Origin of the sequence: Parafrankia discariae, from assembly GCF_000373365.1 — a bacterium.
Classification (GTDB): domain Bacteria; phylum Actinomycetota; class Actinomycetes; order Frankiales; family Frankiaceae; genus Parafrankia; species Parafrankia discariae.
The window spans coordinates 79,521-97,287 of sequence record NZ_KB891115.1 but is presented as its reverse complement, the minus strand read 5'-3'; the positions used below and the strand labels follow the sequence as shown (position 1 = coordinate 97,287).

The 17,767-nt window shown below is 73.2% G+C and carries 11 protein-coding genes; 7 read left to right on the top strand and 4 right to left on the bottom strand.

Annotation, left to right across the window (positions count from 1 at the left end; genetic code table 11):
• Positions 1-12: 12 nt before the first annotated feature.
• Positions 13-606 carry a DUF6624 domain-containing protein gene (locus B056_RS0105510; RefSeq protein WP_230202830.1) on the top strand — a complete coding sequence of 198 codons (594 nt, stop codon included), beginning with the start codon at positions 13-15 and terminating at the stop codon, positions 604-606.
• A 227-nt stretch (positions 607-833) separates the two neighbouring features.
• Here the strand turns inward: B056_RS0105510 and B056_RS0105505 are convergent, their stop codons facing one another.
• The 3 genes from B056_RS0105505 to B056_RS0105490 all read right to left on the bottom strand — a co-directional run bounded on the left by B056_RS0105505 (position 834) and on the right by B056_RS0105490 (position 3,236).
• Complete coding sequence (locus tag B056_RS0105505) at positions 834-1,073, bottom strand: hypothetical protein (RefSeq protein WP_018500898.1); 240 nt, start codon at positions 1,071-1,073, stop codon at positions 834-836.
• Positions 1,074-1,127: 54 nt separating this feature from the next.
• Positions 1,128-2,525 (bottom strand): sensor histidine kinase, encoded by a 1,398-nt coding sequence (locus tag B056_RS0105500; protein ID WP_018500897.1) that lies wholly within the window; start codon positions 2,523-2,525, stop codon positions 1,128-1,130.
• Between the two features lie 315 nt (positions 2,526-2,840).
• Complete coding sequence (locus B056_RS0105490) at positions 2,841-3,236, bottom strand: SRPBCC family protein (protein ID WP_018500895.1); 396 nt, start codon at positions 3,234-3,236, stop codon at positions 2,841-2,843.
• 548 nt (positions 3,237-3,784) lie between these two features.
• Here B056_RS0105490 and B056_RS35275 point away from each other — a divergent pair.
• Positions 3,785-4,177 carry a choice-of-anchor P family protein gene (locus tag B056_RS35275; protein ID WP_018500894.1) on the top strand — a complete coding sequence of 131 codons (393 nt, stop codon included), beginning with the start codon at positions 3,785-3,787 and terminating at the stop codon, positions 4,175-4,177.
• Between the two features lie 171 nt (positions 4,178-4,348).
• Here the strand turns inward: B056_RS35275 and B056_RS35270 are convergent, their stop codons facing one another.
• Positions 4,349-6,403: a WD40 repeat domain-containing serine/threonine protein kinase gene (locus tag B056_RS35270; protein WP_230202829.1), complete on the bottom strand. Its 2,055-nt coding sequence runs from the start codon at positions 6,401-6,403 to the stop codon at positions 4,349-4,351.
• Between the two features lie 768 nt (positions 6,404-7,171).
• Here B056_RS35270 and B056_RS0105475 point away from each other — a divergent pair.
• The 5 genes from B056_RS0105475 to B056_RS35265 all read left to right on the top strand — a co-directional run bounded on the left by B056_RS0105475 (position 7,172) and on the right by B056_RS35265 (position 17,766).
• Complete coding sequence (locus B056_RS0105475; protein WP_018500891.1) at positions 7,172-8,740, top strand: DUF4407 domain-containing protein; 1,569 nt, start codon at positions 7,172-7,174, stop codon at positions 8,738-8,740.
• 257 nt (positions 8,741-8,997) lie between these two features.
• Positions 8,998-11,199: a hypothetical protein gene (locus B056_RS0105470; RefSeq protein WP_018500890.1), complete on the top strand. Its 2,202-nt coding sequence runs from the start codon at positions 8,998-9,000 to the stop codon at positions 11,197-11,199.
• Positions 11,200-11,387: 188 nt separating this feature from the next.
• Complete coding sequence (locus B056_RS0105465) at positions 11,388-12,434, top strand: hypothetical protein (protein WP_230202828.1); 1,047 nt, start codon at positions 11,388-11,390, stop codon at positions 12,432-12,434.
• Positions 12,431-15,916, top strand: coding sequence for a hypothetical protein (locus B056_RS0105460; protein ID WP_018500888.1), 3,486 nt, complete (start codon positions 12,431-12,433; stop codon positions 15,914-15,916). Before B056_RS0105465 ends, B056_RS0105460 begins: the two co-directional genes overlap by 4 nt.
• Complete coding sequence (locus B056_RS35265; RefSeq protein ID WP_035750197.1) at positions 15,913-17,766, top strand: hypothetical protein; 1,854 nt, start codon at positions 15,913-15,915, stop codon at positions 17,764-17,766. The genes B056_RS0105460 and B056_RS35265 overlap by 4 nt, the downstream gene beginning before the upstream one ends.
• Position 17,767: the final 1 nt, after the last annotated feature.

Genomic DNA, 17,767 nt, shown 5'->3' with positions numbered 1-17,767 from the left:
ATCGCCCACGGCGTGACGGCGGTTCGTCCGTCCGAACAGACCGGGCTGTTACGTGTTTCGCCTCACCTGCACACTGGCCGTATGGACGAGGTGTTGCGGGCGGAGTTGGCGCGGCGGGTCGAAGCTGACCAGGCGATGCGTCGGGCCTGGCCAGCCCGTCCCGGCGACGACGCTGACGAGGACGAGCTCGCGAGGCTCGGCGCGGTCGACGAGGACAACACAGCCTGGCTGAGGAACGTTGTCGCCGAGCACGGCTGGCCGGACAGTTCGCTGGTGGGTGAGGCGGGCGCGCATGATGCCTGGCTGCTGGCGCAACACGCCGATCACGATCCCGTCTTCCAGGCCGAATGCCTGGAGCTGCTGGCCGCGGCGGTCGACTCCGGTGCGGCGTCCCCAGCTGACCTGGCGTATCTGACGGATCGGGTCCGGCGTGCCCGCGGTGATCTACAGCTCTACGGCACTCAGTTCTGGCGTGGAGCCGACGGCTTGGGTGAGCTGCGGCCCCAACCGATCGCCGAACCAGACCGTCTCGACGAACGGCGAGCCGCCGCCGGGCTCGGACCGTTCGACGAGTATCGGGCCCTGATGACGAACCCGCGCGACTGATCCGAGATCCCCGCGAGCGCCGCTCGCAAGCCGCCAAGCCCGCAAGCCCGCAAACCCGCAAACCCGCAAAAGCGAAGTCGACGCCGGCCTGTTCGAACAGAGACGGCGCGGGTTGTGCGTCACGAGGCGGGCGACCCACGCCTCCTGCCGGTGCTCGCCTCCCGGAGGCGTCCGTCCGTGCGGCGGTCGCGGTGATGTTCCCGGAGGGGGACTGACGGCGGCGCCGGTCACGAGGGCAGCCCGAACTGCTGGCGCAGCAGGTCCACGTTGAGCCGCGACGTGTGCCCGTCGTCGACCGGATCCAGCACCGGGTAGTTGTCGACGTTGAAGACGCGTTGCAGGTTGACGGCGAAGCCGGCGGCGCGATGGGCCAACTCCCCGGCCCGCTCGGCGACGACGGTGGTCGCCAGCGTGCCACCCGCGTCGAACAGCACTCGCACCGCCGTCTCGACCTTCTTGACCGGCACCCGCCGCGCCAGGCCGGCTGCTGATGGTCGCTCGGGCCGTCCGGGGCGCGTCGGTCAGCCGTTGCTCGCCGCGGCGCGGGTGCTGGGAAGGCGGACGTGGAGTGTGGTGCGGCCGGGGCGGGAGGTGATGCCGATGGTGCCGGCGTGGCGTTCGGTGACGATGCGACGTGCGATGTCGAGGCCGGCGCCCTGGCCGACGTTCCTGGTGGTGAAGAACGCGTCGAACGCGCGGGCCGCGACCTCGGGGGGCATGCCGTGGCCGGTGTCGGTGATGTCGACGAGGACCGTGCCTGGTTCGGTACGGGTGGTCAGGGTGAGGGTCCCGGTGCCGTTCATCGCGTCGACGGCGTTGTCGATGAGATTCGTCCAGACCTGGTTCAGTTCGCCGGCATGTACCTGGAGGCGGGGCACGTCGGTCGCATAGTCACGGACGACCGCGATGCCGGCGCCGAGCCGATGGCCGAGGACCGCCACGGTGCTCTCGAGGCCCTCGGTGATGTCGACGAGTTGCAGCGAGCCCCGGTCCATCTGCGAGTAGGACGTGATCGCGGTGACCAGCCCGGAGATCCGCCGGGTCGCTTCGCCGAGTTCCTCGAGCATGCCGGTGGCGGCCAGGGCGCCGGCGACCCATTGCAGACCCGCGTGGAGCGACGGTCCGTCGCCGAGGATGCCCCCCGCCCGGTCGCACCAGGCGACGTCCGCTCCGGCCGCGGCGAGCGGCGCCGCGATCGCCCACTCGTCCTCGACGCCGTGGTCGGCGAGCCATGCCGAAAGGTCGTCCTCCAGGTCGGCCATGGCCAGCGGGGACGGGGGCTCCGTGAATGGTCTGATCGCGGCGCGCAGGGCGTCGAGTTCGGCGAACTGGCCGGCGGTGAGCCCACCGGACGCGAGCCGGGGTAGGGCGGCCAGCATTGTCTGGAAGATGTCCGTGACGTCGGCGGCGGCGCGGGTGGCGGCCGCCGCCGGATTGTTGATCTCGTGTGCCAGGCCGGCGGCGAGCGTGCCAAGGGCGGCGAGTGACTCACGGTGGCGGGCCGTCGCCTCGATGGACCGTGCCGTGCCGTACACACCCCGGATGAGGTGGCCGCCGAGCGGAAACCAGGAGTCGACCCTGGCCCGCAGCACGTCGGTGGGCATCCGCAGTATCCGACCGGCCGCCGCGCCACGCCCGGTGGCGAGGTACACGCCCTGCTCGTCCCACGCCCGGAAACCACCGGCCCACCGTCCCGGGACGGTGAGCTGGCCAACCACGGACGGTTCACCACCGAGCTGACGCACCAGGTCGATGGCACCGTCGATCAGCACCCACCAGAAATCGGCGGGTTCGCCTTCGCGGAACAGCACCACACCCGGCTCGATCCGGAGTTCAGCGCCTCCCCCGGCGAGCTCCGCGAGCTGCTCGTCGCTCAACCCGGCGAACAGGTCCAGGCCGCGCAGGTCCTCGAGCCGCATCACATCGTCCCCCGGCCGTGGCGACGCGCACCGACACGTCCACGCTCGGCCGCCGAGTTCGGTGAATCGCCCATGAGTCGAACCTATCGGGCCTCCGCCCGGCGCCGGCCGCCATACCCCACCGGGCGAGGAGCACTGGCACGGCGCGACACCCACCGCCTTCATGGTCCACCTGGCGCTCTACGAAGGAACCTCCGACGGCGACGGCGCCACCTGGCTCGAACACGTCACCGACAACCAGTACACCGCCGCCGCGGCGGACCTCTGAGCCGACGCTCCGGCTGGCGGTGCCCGAGAGCCCGCAGCCGGGCACCGTCAGGACTCCAGGATGCTCCGTAGGCGTCCGAGGTCCGCGCGGATGAGCGCCGTGTCCCGGTCGAAGTCGTCGTCCGTCACGCCGGGCAGCCGGTAGAGCGTGAACACGACTTCGCTGCCCTCGTTGTTGCGCAGTACCCGGAGCGGATTGTGCACCACCGTTCCGTCCGGGAGCGTTACATCATGGTCGAGCACACCGTGCCGCACCGGGCCCGTGAAGGCGACCTCGACCGTTCCCATCGGTGAGTCCGTCACCCAGCGCCCTTCCTCGAACCGGATGCCGTTGCTCAGGCCCGCCGCCCACCGGGGAAGGTTCTCCGGGTTCCCGGCGAAGGCCGTGACGGCCTCGGGGGCGCGCTCGATGGGCTGTGAGAGGTGCAGCGCTCGCCATGTCATCCGACCAGGCTACGCGGCCCGCTCGGCCCTGGCGGGCCGGGCGATCGGCGCGAGCGAACTGATCGACCTGATCTGGGATGGCGCATCTCGGCGGGGCTGGCCCGGCGCGGCCGTCTTCGTCACCGAGGCGACTCATGTGAGCTGATAAAAATCCGATCGCGTCTTCGGTGATGAACCTCCATCTCCCGATGTGAAGCCCGTGTCCGGATGGGGTGCCCGTTACTTTCTGCCCGGGAACTAGTCCGCGACAACCCCGGGCCGAAGGTCCGAAAAAGAGTTTCCGTCGGCCCGGTGCTGTCGTGGAAATTGTTCCCCGAACCCGCAGAAGGGAACATTCATGAAAATGTGGACACGGCGCGTGCAGCTGCGCCGGCGTTCTCGCCGTCGCCGGCGGCACGGCGATCGCGACGAGCGCGCCCGCCTCCGCGGCGGCGCCGAACACGGCGGTCGGCATCCAGGCGACGGGGGTCCTCCCCATCGGCCCGCTCGTCGTCAGCAACTTCCCGGGCACCTCACCGAGCTATCTGGCCGGCCTCAACCTGCCGCCGTTGCTCAGCACTGGGGCCATCGGTGCCGAGGCGGGTCCGACGACCGCCCACGCCGCGGTCGCCGGGCTGTCCGTCTCCCTGTCGACCCTCGCCGGTGTGACGGTCGGCGCGGTCGATTCGTCCTGCGCCTACGACCCCGCCACCGGAAACGTCACCGGAAAGACGGTGATCGCGGACGGGGAGCTCCATCTGCTCGGCATCCCGATCCCGCTCCAGGTCGGCCCGGTCCCGAACACCACGGTGGCCCTGCCCGCCGGCCTGGGCACGATAACCCTCAATCAGCAGTCCACCGCGCCTGACGGCACCCTCACGGTCGACGCGGTCGCGATCAACCTGCTCGGAGGGCTCGAGAACGTGGTGATCGCGAGGTCGGTCTGCATCGACGCGCCCTGACCTGACGACAGCCCGATCCGAGGCCGTGTGCGCTGCCTACTCCCGGCTCGGGAGAGCACACGGCCCGGAACGGCGCCCGTTCCACCGGTCGACGGACCCCTGGACGATGATGCCCTGGCGGCCCCGCCTGGCCTGGCCATCGCCCACGCGCGTGCCGTGTCGCCGCGCACTCTAACTTCGCCGGTCATCACCTGAGCGACCCTGAAACGAGGTGTGCGGACCGGCCCCGTGATGTCGCGTCGGCCATAGACGTACCGTGCCGTCCTCGCCCGCGCTGGCGAGGACGTCGCCGTACTGGGAGAAGGCCACCGAGTTCACCCAGCCGGCGTGGCCGCGCAGCGGCTCGCCGAGGGGGCGGGGGTCAGCCGGTGCGGTCGTGTCCCACAGCCGCACCACCTGGTCGCACCCGGCGCTGGCGAGAATGTTCCCGGCCGGCGAGAAGGCCACCGCGTTGACCGCCGCACGTCTGGCCCGCAACGGCTCGCTGAGAAAGCGGGGGGCCGCCGGGCTGGCCACATCCCACAACGACACCGTGGACGTCGCCCGCAGGGAGACGTTGATGCTGGAGCTGGCGAGGATGCTCTGATGCGGGGAGAACGCCACCGAATAAACCCAGCCGACGTGGCCGTCGAGCCGTTCGCCGAGGAGCTGGGGGGCGGCGCGGTCGGTCAGATCCCACAGCCGGACCGTCCGGTCGGCGCTGGCGCTGGCGAGGGTCTGCCCGTCCCGGGAGAAGGCCACTGAAAGCACCCGGCCGGTGTGGCCGCGAAGTGGCGCGCGGATCGGGCGCGTGGTGGCCGGGTTGGTCACGTCCCACAGCCGGACGGTCTCGTCCTTGCCGCCGCTGGCGAGCGTGCGTCCATCGGGTGAGAAGGCCACCGAGTTCACCTGGCCGGTGTGTCCTCGCAGTGCCTTGCCGACGTGGACGGGGGCGGTCGGGTCGGTCAGATCCCACAGTCGGATCACGCTGTCAGCGCCCGCGCTGGCGAGGATCTCCGCTTCCGGGGAGAACGCCAACGAGAGGACAGCGCCGGTGTGGCCGGGTAGTGGTCTGCCGAAGATCCGCGGATCGGCTGGGCTGGTCAGATTCCACAGCCGAATGGTCTGGTCGGCGCCGGCGCTGGCGAGGATGGGCCTCGCCGAGGAGAACGCCACCGCGTGGACGGACTCCTCGTGACCGCGCAGAGGGCCGCCGAAGGCGCGCGAGGCGGGCACGCCGGGATCCGGTCGTCTGGTCTCACCTGTGGGCCAGACCGGCGACCGGTTTTCCGTGAGTGAACGGGTGCGTTGCGTGACCCGGCTGATCTGGTCGACCTGACTGACGTGGGGGACAGCCGCCTTGTGCGGCCCGGTCGGGCCGCGGATGATGTCGATCAGCTCTTCCGGCAGGCCTGTCAGGTTCAGGGGCAGCCCGGTGCGGGACTTGCCGGCCCAGCCCGGCTGATAGATGTCGGTGGCGGCCTGGGCGAGGTCCATGGCGAACTCGGCGGCGTGGGCGTGGCGGTCGGCCGGGTTTTTCTCCAGGGCGCGCAGGATGACCTGGGCCAGTCGGTCGTGCACACCGGTCATGTGCGGGGGCTCGTCCTCGATGTGCGCACGCCACATCGGCTTGGGCCCCCTGGGGTCGAAGGGGAGGCGGCGCGTCAGGAGCTGATAGAGCACAACGCCGAGGGCGTAGACGTCGGTGGCCCGGGTGAGGCCGTCCCTGGTGAACTGCTCGGGTGCCATGTACGGTTCGGTGCCGACCACATTGCTGGTGCGGACGGGCGACCCCTCGAACAGCTTCGCGAGTCCGAAGTCGCAGACCTTCAACGTGCCATCCTCCGCGAAGAGGATATTGGCGGGTTTGACGTCGCGGTGCAGCAGGCCGCGTTCGTGGGCGTGTTCCAGTCCGGCGGCGGCCGCGAGCCCGACCGCGCAGGACTGCTCGGGGGAGAGGCTGTTCCGCCGCGTCTGCAGGGTGCCGCCGGGCAGGTATTCCATCACGATCAGATAAAGATCGCCGGGACCGCCGGAATGTTGGACGGAATACTTGAAGGAGTCGTACACTCGCACCACGTGCGGGTGATCAAGTCCGGCCAGGAGTCGCGCCTCGGCGGTTGTGCCGGGCATTCCCTTGATCGCACTCGGGCTTCCCATTTCCCGATGGGTGGCCATGAGGACAAGCCCGTAGCCGCCCGAGCCCAGCTCCTCGCCCAGGCTGTACTCGGGCCGCCTAGCCGCCACCGCCTCTGGTATGTGCGTGCTGAGCCATCTACGAAGCAACTCCGAATCAGACATCATGTCGTGGTGAGGCCCGTTCGCCTCGTTCTCCCCCCGGCCGCGTCATGGTGACGGCATCATAGTGGCCACTCGGCGCAACCGACGGGGCGAACCGTCCGGTCGGTCGTGCCCGTACCGGCCGGACATTCATCCAGCCAGCGAACCCTGCCAGGTGTCGTTGAGTTCGCCGTCATCCCGTCCGCCGTCACTCTGTGTCGTGTCACCGGCGTTGGTCGGGTTCGGGTCAACCACGGACCACCGCGAGCGGCCGGCGGGCCTGGTCAGCTGCCGAACGCACAACTGACCCTGAATACGCCTGTGGTTCGCCGTCAGTATGCGGTACGTTCAATCGGCGGAGCCGCCGCGCGGGCATCTGGGGACGGGCGTCGAGGGCACGGGCATCGAGCCTGACACCGGGGCGGTTGCCGGCTGCCCGGTGGCGGCGCTGTGGGCGGGGGAACAGCATGGGGGGCACAGCACGGATTTTCCGCCGGCGGGCGCTGCCACACCTGTCGTTTCGCCTGGCCCTGCGGCCATCGCGGCGCCGGCCGTGACGATGCCGGTTGTGACGATGCCGGCCGGAACGAGCCGGCCGTGACGAGCCGGCCGGAAACGAGCCGCGGCCGGCCGCGGGATCCGGTCTACGGGTAGTGTTCTGATGGGCCACTTCATCCGGCTGGGCGGGCTGTCAAGCCGCCGCGGTGCCGGGTAATGACGTTAACGGGGAGCGTCATGTCAAACAATTTTTTTCTGGGCAGCCCGGGGCCGGGCGGTCCGCCGGGCACCGCCACGCCGGACGTCACCCGCCGCCAGTCGCGGGTCACGCGCATCCTGCTGTGGCTGTCCGGTGCCAACACGGAGATACTGAACCGGTTTCCGTCCGACGTGGCGAAGTACGTGGGTATCGGCGGCGCCGTGCTCACGACGTCGACCATGGCTGCCATCTCCTGCGCGTTCGCGCTGCGCATGGCGCTGGGTCTGAACCCGTTCTTCTACCTGATCCTCGGCCTGGCCTGGGGTTTTGCCATCATGAGCCTGGACCGGTGGCTCGTGGTCTCGATGCAGCGTCGGGATCACTGGTACCAGATCCTGCCGGTCGCCCTTCCCCGGCTCGTTCTCGCGCTGCTGATCGGCGTGGTCATCTCCACCCCGCTGGTGCTGCGCATCTTCGAGGCGGAGATCACGACCGAGCTCGCGCAGATGCGCAGCGAGCGGGAGAGCGCGTTCCTGGCGACCTCGCAGACCGACGAACGCGGCCGGCGAATCACGGCGCTGACCGCGGAGCGGGACCAGCTGCAGAACACGATCGACTCCGACGCCTCCGTGGACGTCAGCAAGGATCCCGAGGTCATCCGCGTTCAGGGGCTGGTTGACGCCAAGCAGACCGAGTACAACCAGGCCGAGCAGAACGTCGTCTGCGAGAACGAGGGCACCTGCGGCAGCACCAGGGTCGGCCGGGGTCCCGCCTACGCGGAGAAGGTGGCGATCCGTGATCGCCTCAAAGGTGAGCTGGACGAGCTGAAACGGCAGCTCACCACGGCCCAGCAGAACGCGCGGACGGCGGGCGAGAGCACCCGTGGAGCCGAGGTGACGACCGCGCGCTCCCGGCTGACCGAGGTGTCCGCGGAGCTGGAGACCCTAACCGGGCAGCGCACCGAGTCCGTCAACAGCTTCCGGAAAGAGAACGGCAAGGAAAACGGCCTGCTCATTCGCATGGAGGCGCTGGACAACCTGACCGCGCACCGGCCGGCGCTGGGGCTCGCCCACCGCTTCCTGCTGGTGTTCATCACGGCGATCGAGTGCCTGCCCATCATCGTCAAGTTCTTCATCTCGATCGGCCCACCGACCGACTACGAGCAGGCGGTCGCCCTCGACGGGAGGAGCCGGCTGCGGGCCGAGGAGGATCGCATCCGGCAGCGGCGGGCGGACACCATCCTGGAGAACACCGGCCTGCACCGCCGCCGACAACTGGGCTGGGAGATGGGGGCCGAGGCGGTCGAGCAGGCCAGCGAGGCCGCCCTCGAACAGTACAAACGCCGGGCGCTCCGGCAGGCCAGGCGCAACCCGGAGCAGTTCCTGTTCCCCCAGTCGTTCTCGACCGGGCCCGCTGTCCCGGCGCAGCAGACCGTGTCTCGGCGGTCCTGGCTCGACAGTCTGCTGGGACGTCCCCGGTCACAACCGGTCACCGCCGTGCGGCAGGACGATGGCCGGCAGCCCTACCCGAGCGGCGATCCGGTCCAGCCCCCGGGTCCGTTCTTCGACGGCGACTCCGGCGACACCTATGGTCGATGGGGGCACTGAGCGGTCCGCCGGCGCCGGCCGGCGCCCAACCGGAACGACCACGGACACGGCTGCTGTCGCCGTCATCCGGCAGTCCGCCCGCTCCGCCTTCCGTGGGGTAGGCGTGTCGGTGCCCGAGCCCGCCGGCCCGTCTCCGTGGCTGCGCGAGGATCCCCGCTTCGGGACGCCTGCCGGGTGGTCGGGGACGTCCACCGCGGCCGGAGGCCCGTCGCGGCCCGGCTCGCGGCGGCCGTCCGGCCGAACGGCCGAACGGCGACGTGCTGAGCGTCGCCCCCGGCCCCGGCGCGGGCGATGTCCGCGATCACCAGATGATGGGGGAGACGACTCCGGTGGCCTGGAACCCCGCCCCGGCGACAACGGCAGCAGCGGCGGCCGGCTGTCCGGTCTGCCACCGGCGGGTCGAGCGGCAGGACGTCACCTGCCCGCGCTGCGGCTGGCAGTTGCGTGGCGACTACGTCCTCGGCGAGGTGACGGCGGAGCTGCGGCGGGCGTTCGACGAGCGGTTGACGCGGGCCCGGCGCCGCCGCGATCTGCGGGCGGTCGCCCGGGTGCTCGCGGCCCTGGAGCACACCGCCCTGGAACATGCCGACCCGGATCTGCCGGCCCGCCTCGCTGCGCTCGTCCACGGCGGGCCACCGAGCGCGGCCGCCCTCGCCGCCGAGCGGGCGGCGCTTGCGGCTGAGCGGGCGGCGCGCGGCGCTGAGCGGGCGGCGATCGCGACCTCCACCGGCCCGGTGGGCGCGTCCGGCCGGCCGTCGGCGCCGGAGCTGGCGGTCGTGCTCAGCTCGCTGCTTCGCCGGATGGGGCCGGGCGAGGCCGGACGGATCACGGTCGTGGAGCTCCAGCCCGACGCCGTGGTCGTCAGCTCGCTGGCGCCCGGCCCAGGCGGGGTGCCCGGCCGACCGGTGGCGACCCGGGCCTGGGACTGGTCGGAGCTGCTCCCCGCCCTGCCCGCGGACCGGGACGCCCGCCGCCTGAGCCTCGCCGGCGGCCTGGGGGACGACATCCGACCCGCTTCGCTCGCCCCGGTGCTCGCCGCGGTGGACGGGACGCGGGCCGCCGAGATCCTGCTGGTCCGGCCGGCGGTCGACTGGCCGATGATCAGCCAGGCCGGGAACGCCCTGGCCGACAGCCTGCGCCGGGCCGACAATCCGCGACGGGCTGACGGGCGGCGCGGGGCTGACGGGCACGAGCGGCGCCAGGCTGACAACCAGCGCCGGGCCGGCGGTGGCCCGGGGGTTCATCAGGCCCGCGCCCGCCGCGGGGAGAGCCTCGTCGTCGCCTTCGACACGGCGCTGCGGCGGGTGCCGCTCGCCGTCAGCTACGGGCTGGTCGTGGCGGAGGTCGACCAGGCCACCCGGCAGGTGCGCCTGCGCACCCGGGATCTGTTCCACCCCGGGGCCGTCGCCACCGGTGGGCAGCCGCCGACCGCCGAGGTCACCGTCACGGCGCCCGGCTTCGCTCCGGCCGAGCTGGCGCTGGCGATCGTGGCCGGCGGGCCGGTCAGCGCCCACACCGATTCGGATCCGTACCGCTGGGCGCCGATCGCCCTCGGCTGGGCCGCGGTGGCCCCGGGCACCGAGCTGCGGCTGCGGCTGGCCCTGGACGGGCCGGGCCGGGTTCGCTTCCTCGAACCCGACGGCATCCGGGTCGACAACCCGGGTTCGGGTTGGCCGGAGCTGCTGGCCGGCCTCCCTCGGTACTACGGCGCCAGCCCGGTGGACGTCGTCTGCCTGGTGGAGACGGCCGGGACGGCCCAGGCCGTCGCCCCCCGGCTGCGGCTGGTCGAGGACCTGCTCGCCCTGGTCGAGGCCGAGCACGCCGACCCGGAGTCGCTCCGGTTCACGGTGCTCGGTTTCGACGATCACGATTTTCTGGGCCGGTCGCGGCGCGGGCGGGAGCCGACGGTGCGCGCCGCGGGGCCGGGAACGGTGACGCGGGTCCGCGCGGTGCTGCGGGACTGGCGTCCGAGCGCACCGCAGCATGACTTCGCCGCGGCCCTGGAGGACGCACTGGCCGCCGCGGCCCGGCTGCCCTGGCGCCGCGGGGCCGCCGCCGCGTTGGTGACCATCGGCGCCCGGCCGCCGCATCCGCCGAGGCAGGAGGCGGACGACCTGACGCTGCCCTGCCTGGTCCGTCACGACTGGAGAAGGATCATGGACGACCTGGTCGCCGAACGGGGCCCGCGCCGGGTGGCCGTGCGGGGGGAACTGAGCACCGACCTCGCCCAGGCGGGCGCGGCCGTCCCGGCCCGGGCCGGGACGGCCTGGAACGTACTGGGCGCGGACGCGCTGCTCCGCCTCGGGACGGCGTCGGCAAGGCAGGTCGCCGAAGCGCTGGGGGTGCTCGCCGGGCCGGCCGGCCGGCCGCTGCCGCTGCCGCTGTGCACCGACGCCGCCAGTTCGGCCGCCGGCGCCGCCGGCCCGGCCGCCGGGGCCGCGACGGGCGGTGTGTGGTGACACGTCCGACGTCCGGCCGGTTCTCCGGGTCCAGCGGTCGCTACTCCCGGTCTGGAGGGACTGTGCCGTCTGACCGGCTTTCCCCGGTCCCGCCGGTCCCGCCGGCCCCCCCGCCCCGGCGGGACCGGCGGTCCCCGAAGCAGGTGCGCATCGGGCTGTGGGGAGCGGCGAGCAGCGGGAAGACGACCATGATGGCCGTCATACAGCTCGCGGCCATGCAGCACGCGGCCCGCCAGCCGCGGGGCAGATCCGTCCAGTGGACCGTCTCCAACGGGGACACCACGACAGAGGTCGCCTTCGAGGAGCTGAAGAACACGCTGCTCCAGACGCACACCTTCCCGAAGGCGACCCAGGCCACGACCAAGCTGCGGCTCGACTTCCAGGGCCGGGTGCGGCCGTCCGGGCCGAGCAGCCCGAGACCGATCGATTTCTCGCTCGACTTCCTGGACGTCCCCGGCAGCTTCTTCAGAGACGCCGGGGCCGGGGACACCCGAAACGGCACGCGTGGCGACAGTCGCGGCAACGGCGACAGTCGCGGCAACGGCGTCGGCAACGGCCTCGCTGTCGTCGGTCGCGGCGGCGACGACCTGAGGTTCGACGACGACCCCGGGCCGAGCACCCTGGCCGGCCCCTCGCCGGGGCCGCGGCTCGCGGCGCAGACCGAGCTCATGGACTACCTTGTCCGCTGCGACGGGATCGTCCTGCTCCTGGACCCGATCCGGGAGCGGGAGGACCGCGACAACCTCGCCTACTTCGACGCCATGATCAACCGGGTGTTCCGGCGGGTCCGCGCCGCGGGGGACACCCAGGGCGGGGCGCTGCCGCACCATCTCTCCGTCTGCATCACGAAGTTCGACGACCCGAGGGTCCTCGGGGTGGCACTGGATCCCACCCAGCTCGCCGAGCTGGCTGCCCGGCCCGGGTCGCCCAGGCTGGACGACAAGGTCGCCAGCCGCTATTTCGAGCAGCTCTGCGCGAGCTCGCCGAGCGCCTCCTACCTGCGCGGCGCGATCGACGGACTCTTCCAGAAGGATCGGGTTCGCTACTACGCGACCTCGTCCATCGGCTTCCACCTCGACCAGGACGGGAGGTTCAGTCCTGCCGACTACGCGAACGTGGTGATGACCGGTGGGCAGGCCCGCGTCCGCGGTCTGGTGCGGCCGATGAACGTGCTGGAGCCGATCGTGAGCCTGGTGACCCGGATCACCCAGGCGGCGTCGGGGCCGGCGTCGTGACCGGCGTCGACCTCGACTGGGCGCTGCTGGGCAAGGAACCCGGGCAGCGCGACGACTACCAGATCCTGTGCTCCTCCGCCGCCCGGCTGCGGCCGGCCGCGCTGGAACGGATCATTCAGCATTTCTCGCCCGGCTCGCCGGCCGGCGAGCACCCGGACGAGCCGGACGCGCTGCCCTGGATCACCTTCACCGCGGCCACCTCGGGCGACACCCCCTACGTGGGCGTGGCGATCCGTGAGTGGCCCGCGGAGCCGTCCACGGCGGTCGACGCCACCAACCGGGTCGTCGTCCCCACCCGCTTCTTCTGCCTTCCACTGGACGACTTCCGCTGGGGGCTGGGGAGTTTCGCGGCGCTGTACGAGACGGTGCGGGACGTGACGGTGAGCGACCTCGGGCGGGTGCACCAGATGTACGGCGAGCAGCCGCTGCACCTGTCGGTCCCCGGCTGGCCCGACCGCCGGGCCGGAGCCCTGGCCGGACCCGCCCCGCGCTACCTGCGCGGCGCGATCGCCGCCGCCGGGCTGGCGCTGGATGGCCCGATCACGCTGCGCGCCGTCCCCGAGCTGGCGGCCCAACCGGCCCGGATCGCCTTCCTCGACCTGGTCGTCGCGCTGTTGCCGGCCGGTGCCGAGGGTGTCCTCGCCGCTGGCACCTGGGTGGACGTCACGACCAGCCACCGGGTCCGCGTCGCCTTCGGGCAGCAGCTCGGCGGCACCGGCCGGCAGGTCGACCCCCTGGCCCCGCCGCGCTTCGACCTCGACGACCCGCCGGGTCCGTCCAGCCCGCCGGGTCCGTCCGGCGGGCCCGGTGCGTCCGACGGATGGGGCGCGCGCTACGCCGCCCTGCTGACCTACCTGCTCGACGGCGACCAGCCGGCCGACGTCGCCTGGGTGCCCACCCCCGAGCACCGGGAGCCTGACGAGGCACGGCTGCGCGCCCTCCTGGGCTGGCTCGCGTCGGACACCGTGCCGCGCAGCTTCAGCCGCCCCGGTGAGATCGTCCAGGCCCTCGCCGAGGCCGCCGCGCGGGACCTGGACACCCGGGTCGCCGCCGGCGAGGCCGGCCTGGAGACCATCCGGCGCTACCTGGACGCCCTGCCGGGGCTGGCGGACCCGGCCGGCATCCTGGTGCCGCGGCTCGTCCCGCACGCCCGGCCGGACGACCTGGCGCGTGTCGCCCGCCACTGGACCCCGGCGCTGGCCCGTCCGGTGGCCGACCTCGCCGTACAGCTCTGCGTCGCCGGTGGACGGGAGTACCACCAGCTGGCGCCCCATCTGCAGCGGGCTCCCGGGGCGATGTCCGCCGCGATGGTCGGCGGGCTGCTGACTCCCTGGCCCGGCGACACCTCGCCGCCGGCGGACGCGATCACCCTCGCCACGGACATCATCCGGGAGCACGGAGGGCCGGCCGGCCAGGGTGACGCCTGGGCACCTGTGCGGGACAGGCTGGCCCTCGACCCGGTGTGCACCCTGCAGGTGCTGGTGCGGTACTTCGACACCCGCGGAACGCCCGGGCTGCTGGAGCTGGTGGAGTGGTTGGCCGCCGCCGGGAGGCCGCAGAGCGAGGCCGTGCTGCGTCCGTTCAAGGTGCTGCTCGTCTGGGAGGGCCGGGAGGCTGTCGGCTACCCGGATCTGGCCGCGGTCGGCGCCCAGGCCGGGATCGGCGAGCGCGCGCTGCAGACCCTCGCCCGGCTCGCCGCGTGGCAGGGCTGGGCGGCGGCCCTCGTGCCGGCACTCGAGGACTGGCTGCGGGCCGAAGCCGACCAGGCACCGTTCAGCACGGCCCGTCGCAGGTTCTGGACGGCCATCCTGGACGATCTGTCGCCGAACCGCCGCGCCGAGGAGCGGCAGCGGCTGGGCGAGCTGATCGGTGAGCCCAGGCCCAGACGCGGCCTGCTGCGGAGGAACCCGGTGGCCGCGGCCGGCGACCCGGCCGGTGATCCGGCCGGTGACCCGGAAGCCGGCCCGCCCCGGCCGGCCGCGGGCAGCCGGGCGGCGCTCGGAGCGGGCTGGGTGGACCCGGCCCCGGCCCCGCCGCCCGGCTCGGGCGACGGCCGGGGGATCTGGGAGCTCGCCCGGCTGTACACGTCCGCCGCCGGTGATGACGGTTTGGTGCTGTTCGGCGACGGCGGCGGACGGATCGCGGTGCGTGGCTCGGGCTGGTGTTGCCACACCGGATACCAGCGGTTCCTGGAATCGGGTGTCAGCCTGGTCGACCTGTGTCTCCAGGCCCAGGCCGCGGCGGGAACCCGGCCGAGCCGGCTGCCGCTGGTCACCGCCGACCAGCACCGGATCGCCCACGACGTCGACGCGTTCGGTTTCGGCGCGGTCGCCGCCGTCGCGGCCGGCCTGCTCGACGGGCCGGTGTCGGTGGTGGGCGCCCCGGCGACGCTGTCCGTGGGGCAGCGCCTGGCCTTCGTCGAGGCGGTGCTGGCCCTGTTGCCGGCCGGCCTGCTCGCCGGGATGACCGCGGCCACCGCGGCCAGCGACCCGGCCCCTTTCCGGCTCGCGTTCACGACCGGGGCGCAGACGTCCGGCCGCCGGCCCAGGCTGATCGTGCGCTGGGACGACCTGCCGGAGGCCACCCAGCCACGGACGGGCTACGGTCAGGACTACTTCGGCCGGCTGCTGGCGGCCCGCACCCTCTTCCAGGACACGGCGGGCCTGATACAGGCGATGTCGATCTGGCACGACGCGCTGGACTTCGACCAGGCCGACGACCTGCTCGAGGTGCTGACCGACGCGAACCCGGCCTTCCTCTCGCCGCTGACAGCCGGTAGAAGCCTGGAGAAGGCACGCGGCCGGCGGCAGACCGTGCTCGCCGGCCGGTTCGGCCGGGAGTCCGACGAGGCCGACGCGCTCGCGACCCTGCTCTCCGACGGCACCATGGCCGACGTGCAGGACGCCGTCACGTTCGCCGACCGCCTGGCGGTCTTCGAGCGACTCGACCCCGCCCTCGCCCGGATGATCCGTACCGGGGGGAAGGACGCCGCCCGGGTGGCCCGGGTGCACGAGGGAGCCCTGCTGCTGGTGCGTCTCGCGGGTGGTGGCGACGCCGTCCAGGCGGCGCTGCGGGAGCTGCCCGCGGCCGCGGTCAGCCTGGTCATCCAGTTGACCCGGGCGGGTGTGTTCACCGCGCTGGGTGCCCCCGACAACGGCTGGCTGAGCTGGCTCACGCCGTCGAACGGGCCACCGCCGGCCCTGCACGTCTTCCAGACGGCGCTGGCGGGCCCGGACAACAAGATCCCCGACCTGCGGGTTCTGGTGCCCTTCGGGGACGAGGCACTGTTGGCGGCGCTGCAGATCGTCCGCTACCGGGAGCGGCAGCGGCCGTCCGGGCGGCTCGCCCACCTGCTGAAGCTGCTCCAGGCCGTGCGCCCGGACCTGGTGGCGGCGTTCCTCCGGACCGGGGCCGCGGGCATCGCCGCCGGCTCGGGCGCGCCCGGCCAGGCCGGCGCCGGCCTGGCCGGGTCGACCAGATGAGCGCGGCACCGCCCGGCCGCCGTGCGGGCGTCGACCTCGGCACTCAGTTCACCAGGATCGTCGTCCTGGACGCCGTCTCGGCGGGTGCCCCGGGAGACGTCCTGGGACGCGGTCGTTCCTGGACCGGCGACATCGGGTCCGCCCCCGTCCGGCCGGGGACGTGGCTGGTCACCGGTCACGCCAACGCGCGGCGGGACCCGTCGGCGGCCGGACGGGAACTCCTCGCGGAACTGACCGGTGACACCGGATTCATGATCATGGGAGAGGCCGGCGCGCGGGACCTGGCATCGGTCGCCGGCCTCACCGTCGCCGTGGCCGGCGACAGTTTCCGCGACGAGGCGGGTGCCCGGACCCGGGCCCGGGTCCGGCGGACGCTGGCCGACAGCCTCCGGCTGCCCCCGGGCGCGGTCACTGTTCACAGCACCGCGGTCTGCGCCGCGGCCGTCCGGGCCGCCCGGCTCGCGGCCGCCGGAGACCTCGCCCCGGCGGGACGCCTCGTCCTAGTCTGCGACATCGGCGCGGACGCCGTGGAGGCCGCGCTGGTGGAGATCTGCCCTGACCTGGCCGACACCGCTCCGGTGGGTGTCGCGACCGTTCGGCTGCTGGAACGCCGTCTCCAGCCCGGGTACGCCGGCCGCCGCTTCGCCGCGGATGCCGTCCGCCGCGCCGGCCCCGGCGGCCCGGACGACAGCGACCCGGACGATGCCGACCTGGACGATGCCGACCCGGACGATCCTGATCTGGACGACAGCGGCCCGGACGGCGAAGCGGCGACGCCCCCGGGCGACGAGACCCCACTGATCAGCGGACCGACATCGGACGACAGGACCGCGCGGGTCAGCGGCCCGCTGCCACTGGGCGGCCCGGCACCGCGGAACATGTGGCCGCCGGGGGACGCGGCCCCGCCTGGAACAACGTGGCCGCTGAGCTACCCGGCGCGGCTGGGGGACACCTGGTCGAGAGGCGACCCGGCTCGGGCGGATGACTCGGCTCGGGTCGGGGCGGAGACAGAACTGGTCCTGACGTTCCTGGACGGTGTCCGCGCCAGCCGGGAGCGGGCCGTCGCGGTGCTGGCGAGAGCTGCCGGGGATCCCCGTCGGCTGGGCGCCGGTGCGTTGGTCTTCGGTTCCGGCCGGCGGCTGACCGCGGGCGAGACGCTGGCCGCCTTCCAACCAGTGGCCCGGACGGTGCGGGCCGCCGTCGGTGGGCTGCTGCGCCACCGGGACGACCTGCGCCGCCCCTCCGCGCCGCCGGACGACACACCGCCGGGAGCCGGGGCCCCGCGGCCGGCCGCGGACGAGCCCTGGCTCGAGGTGATCATCGTCGGTGGTCTGGGCTTCCTGCCGCTGGCGGCGATGGCGGTCCGGCAGGCCATCGCCGAGACCTGGCCCGTCGACCCACCGGGCGGCGCGGCGGCGGAGGTGGCGGTGCGGCCGGTCGCCGAACCGGAGTACGCGGCTGCCCGGGGGGCCGCGCTGCTCGCCGCGGGGAGGGTCCGTGCCGTCGAGCTCTACCCGCACACGGTGAGCGTGCGCGTCCACCGCGTCCTGGCCGGGCGGCTGGGCGCGGGGAACCTGCGGGTGATCTCGGCGGGCGATGTCCCCCTGGAACGGGGTGAGCACGCCGGCCGGCCGGTCACCGTCCACCATGACGGGTCCGCCGGTGAGGTGCTGGCCGTGGACGTCCGGGTCGGTGGCGGCGCCAGCCCGGAGGCGGTGCGCGTCCCGCTGCCGGTCGGGCTGGCGCCCGGTGAATACCACGTCGGGATCCGGGTGGATCGCTCCCGCCTGGGCGTGCTGCTGCTCAGCCCGGCCGACGGCGGGCCGTCCACCGTGCTGCCGTTGGGATAGG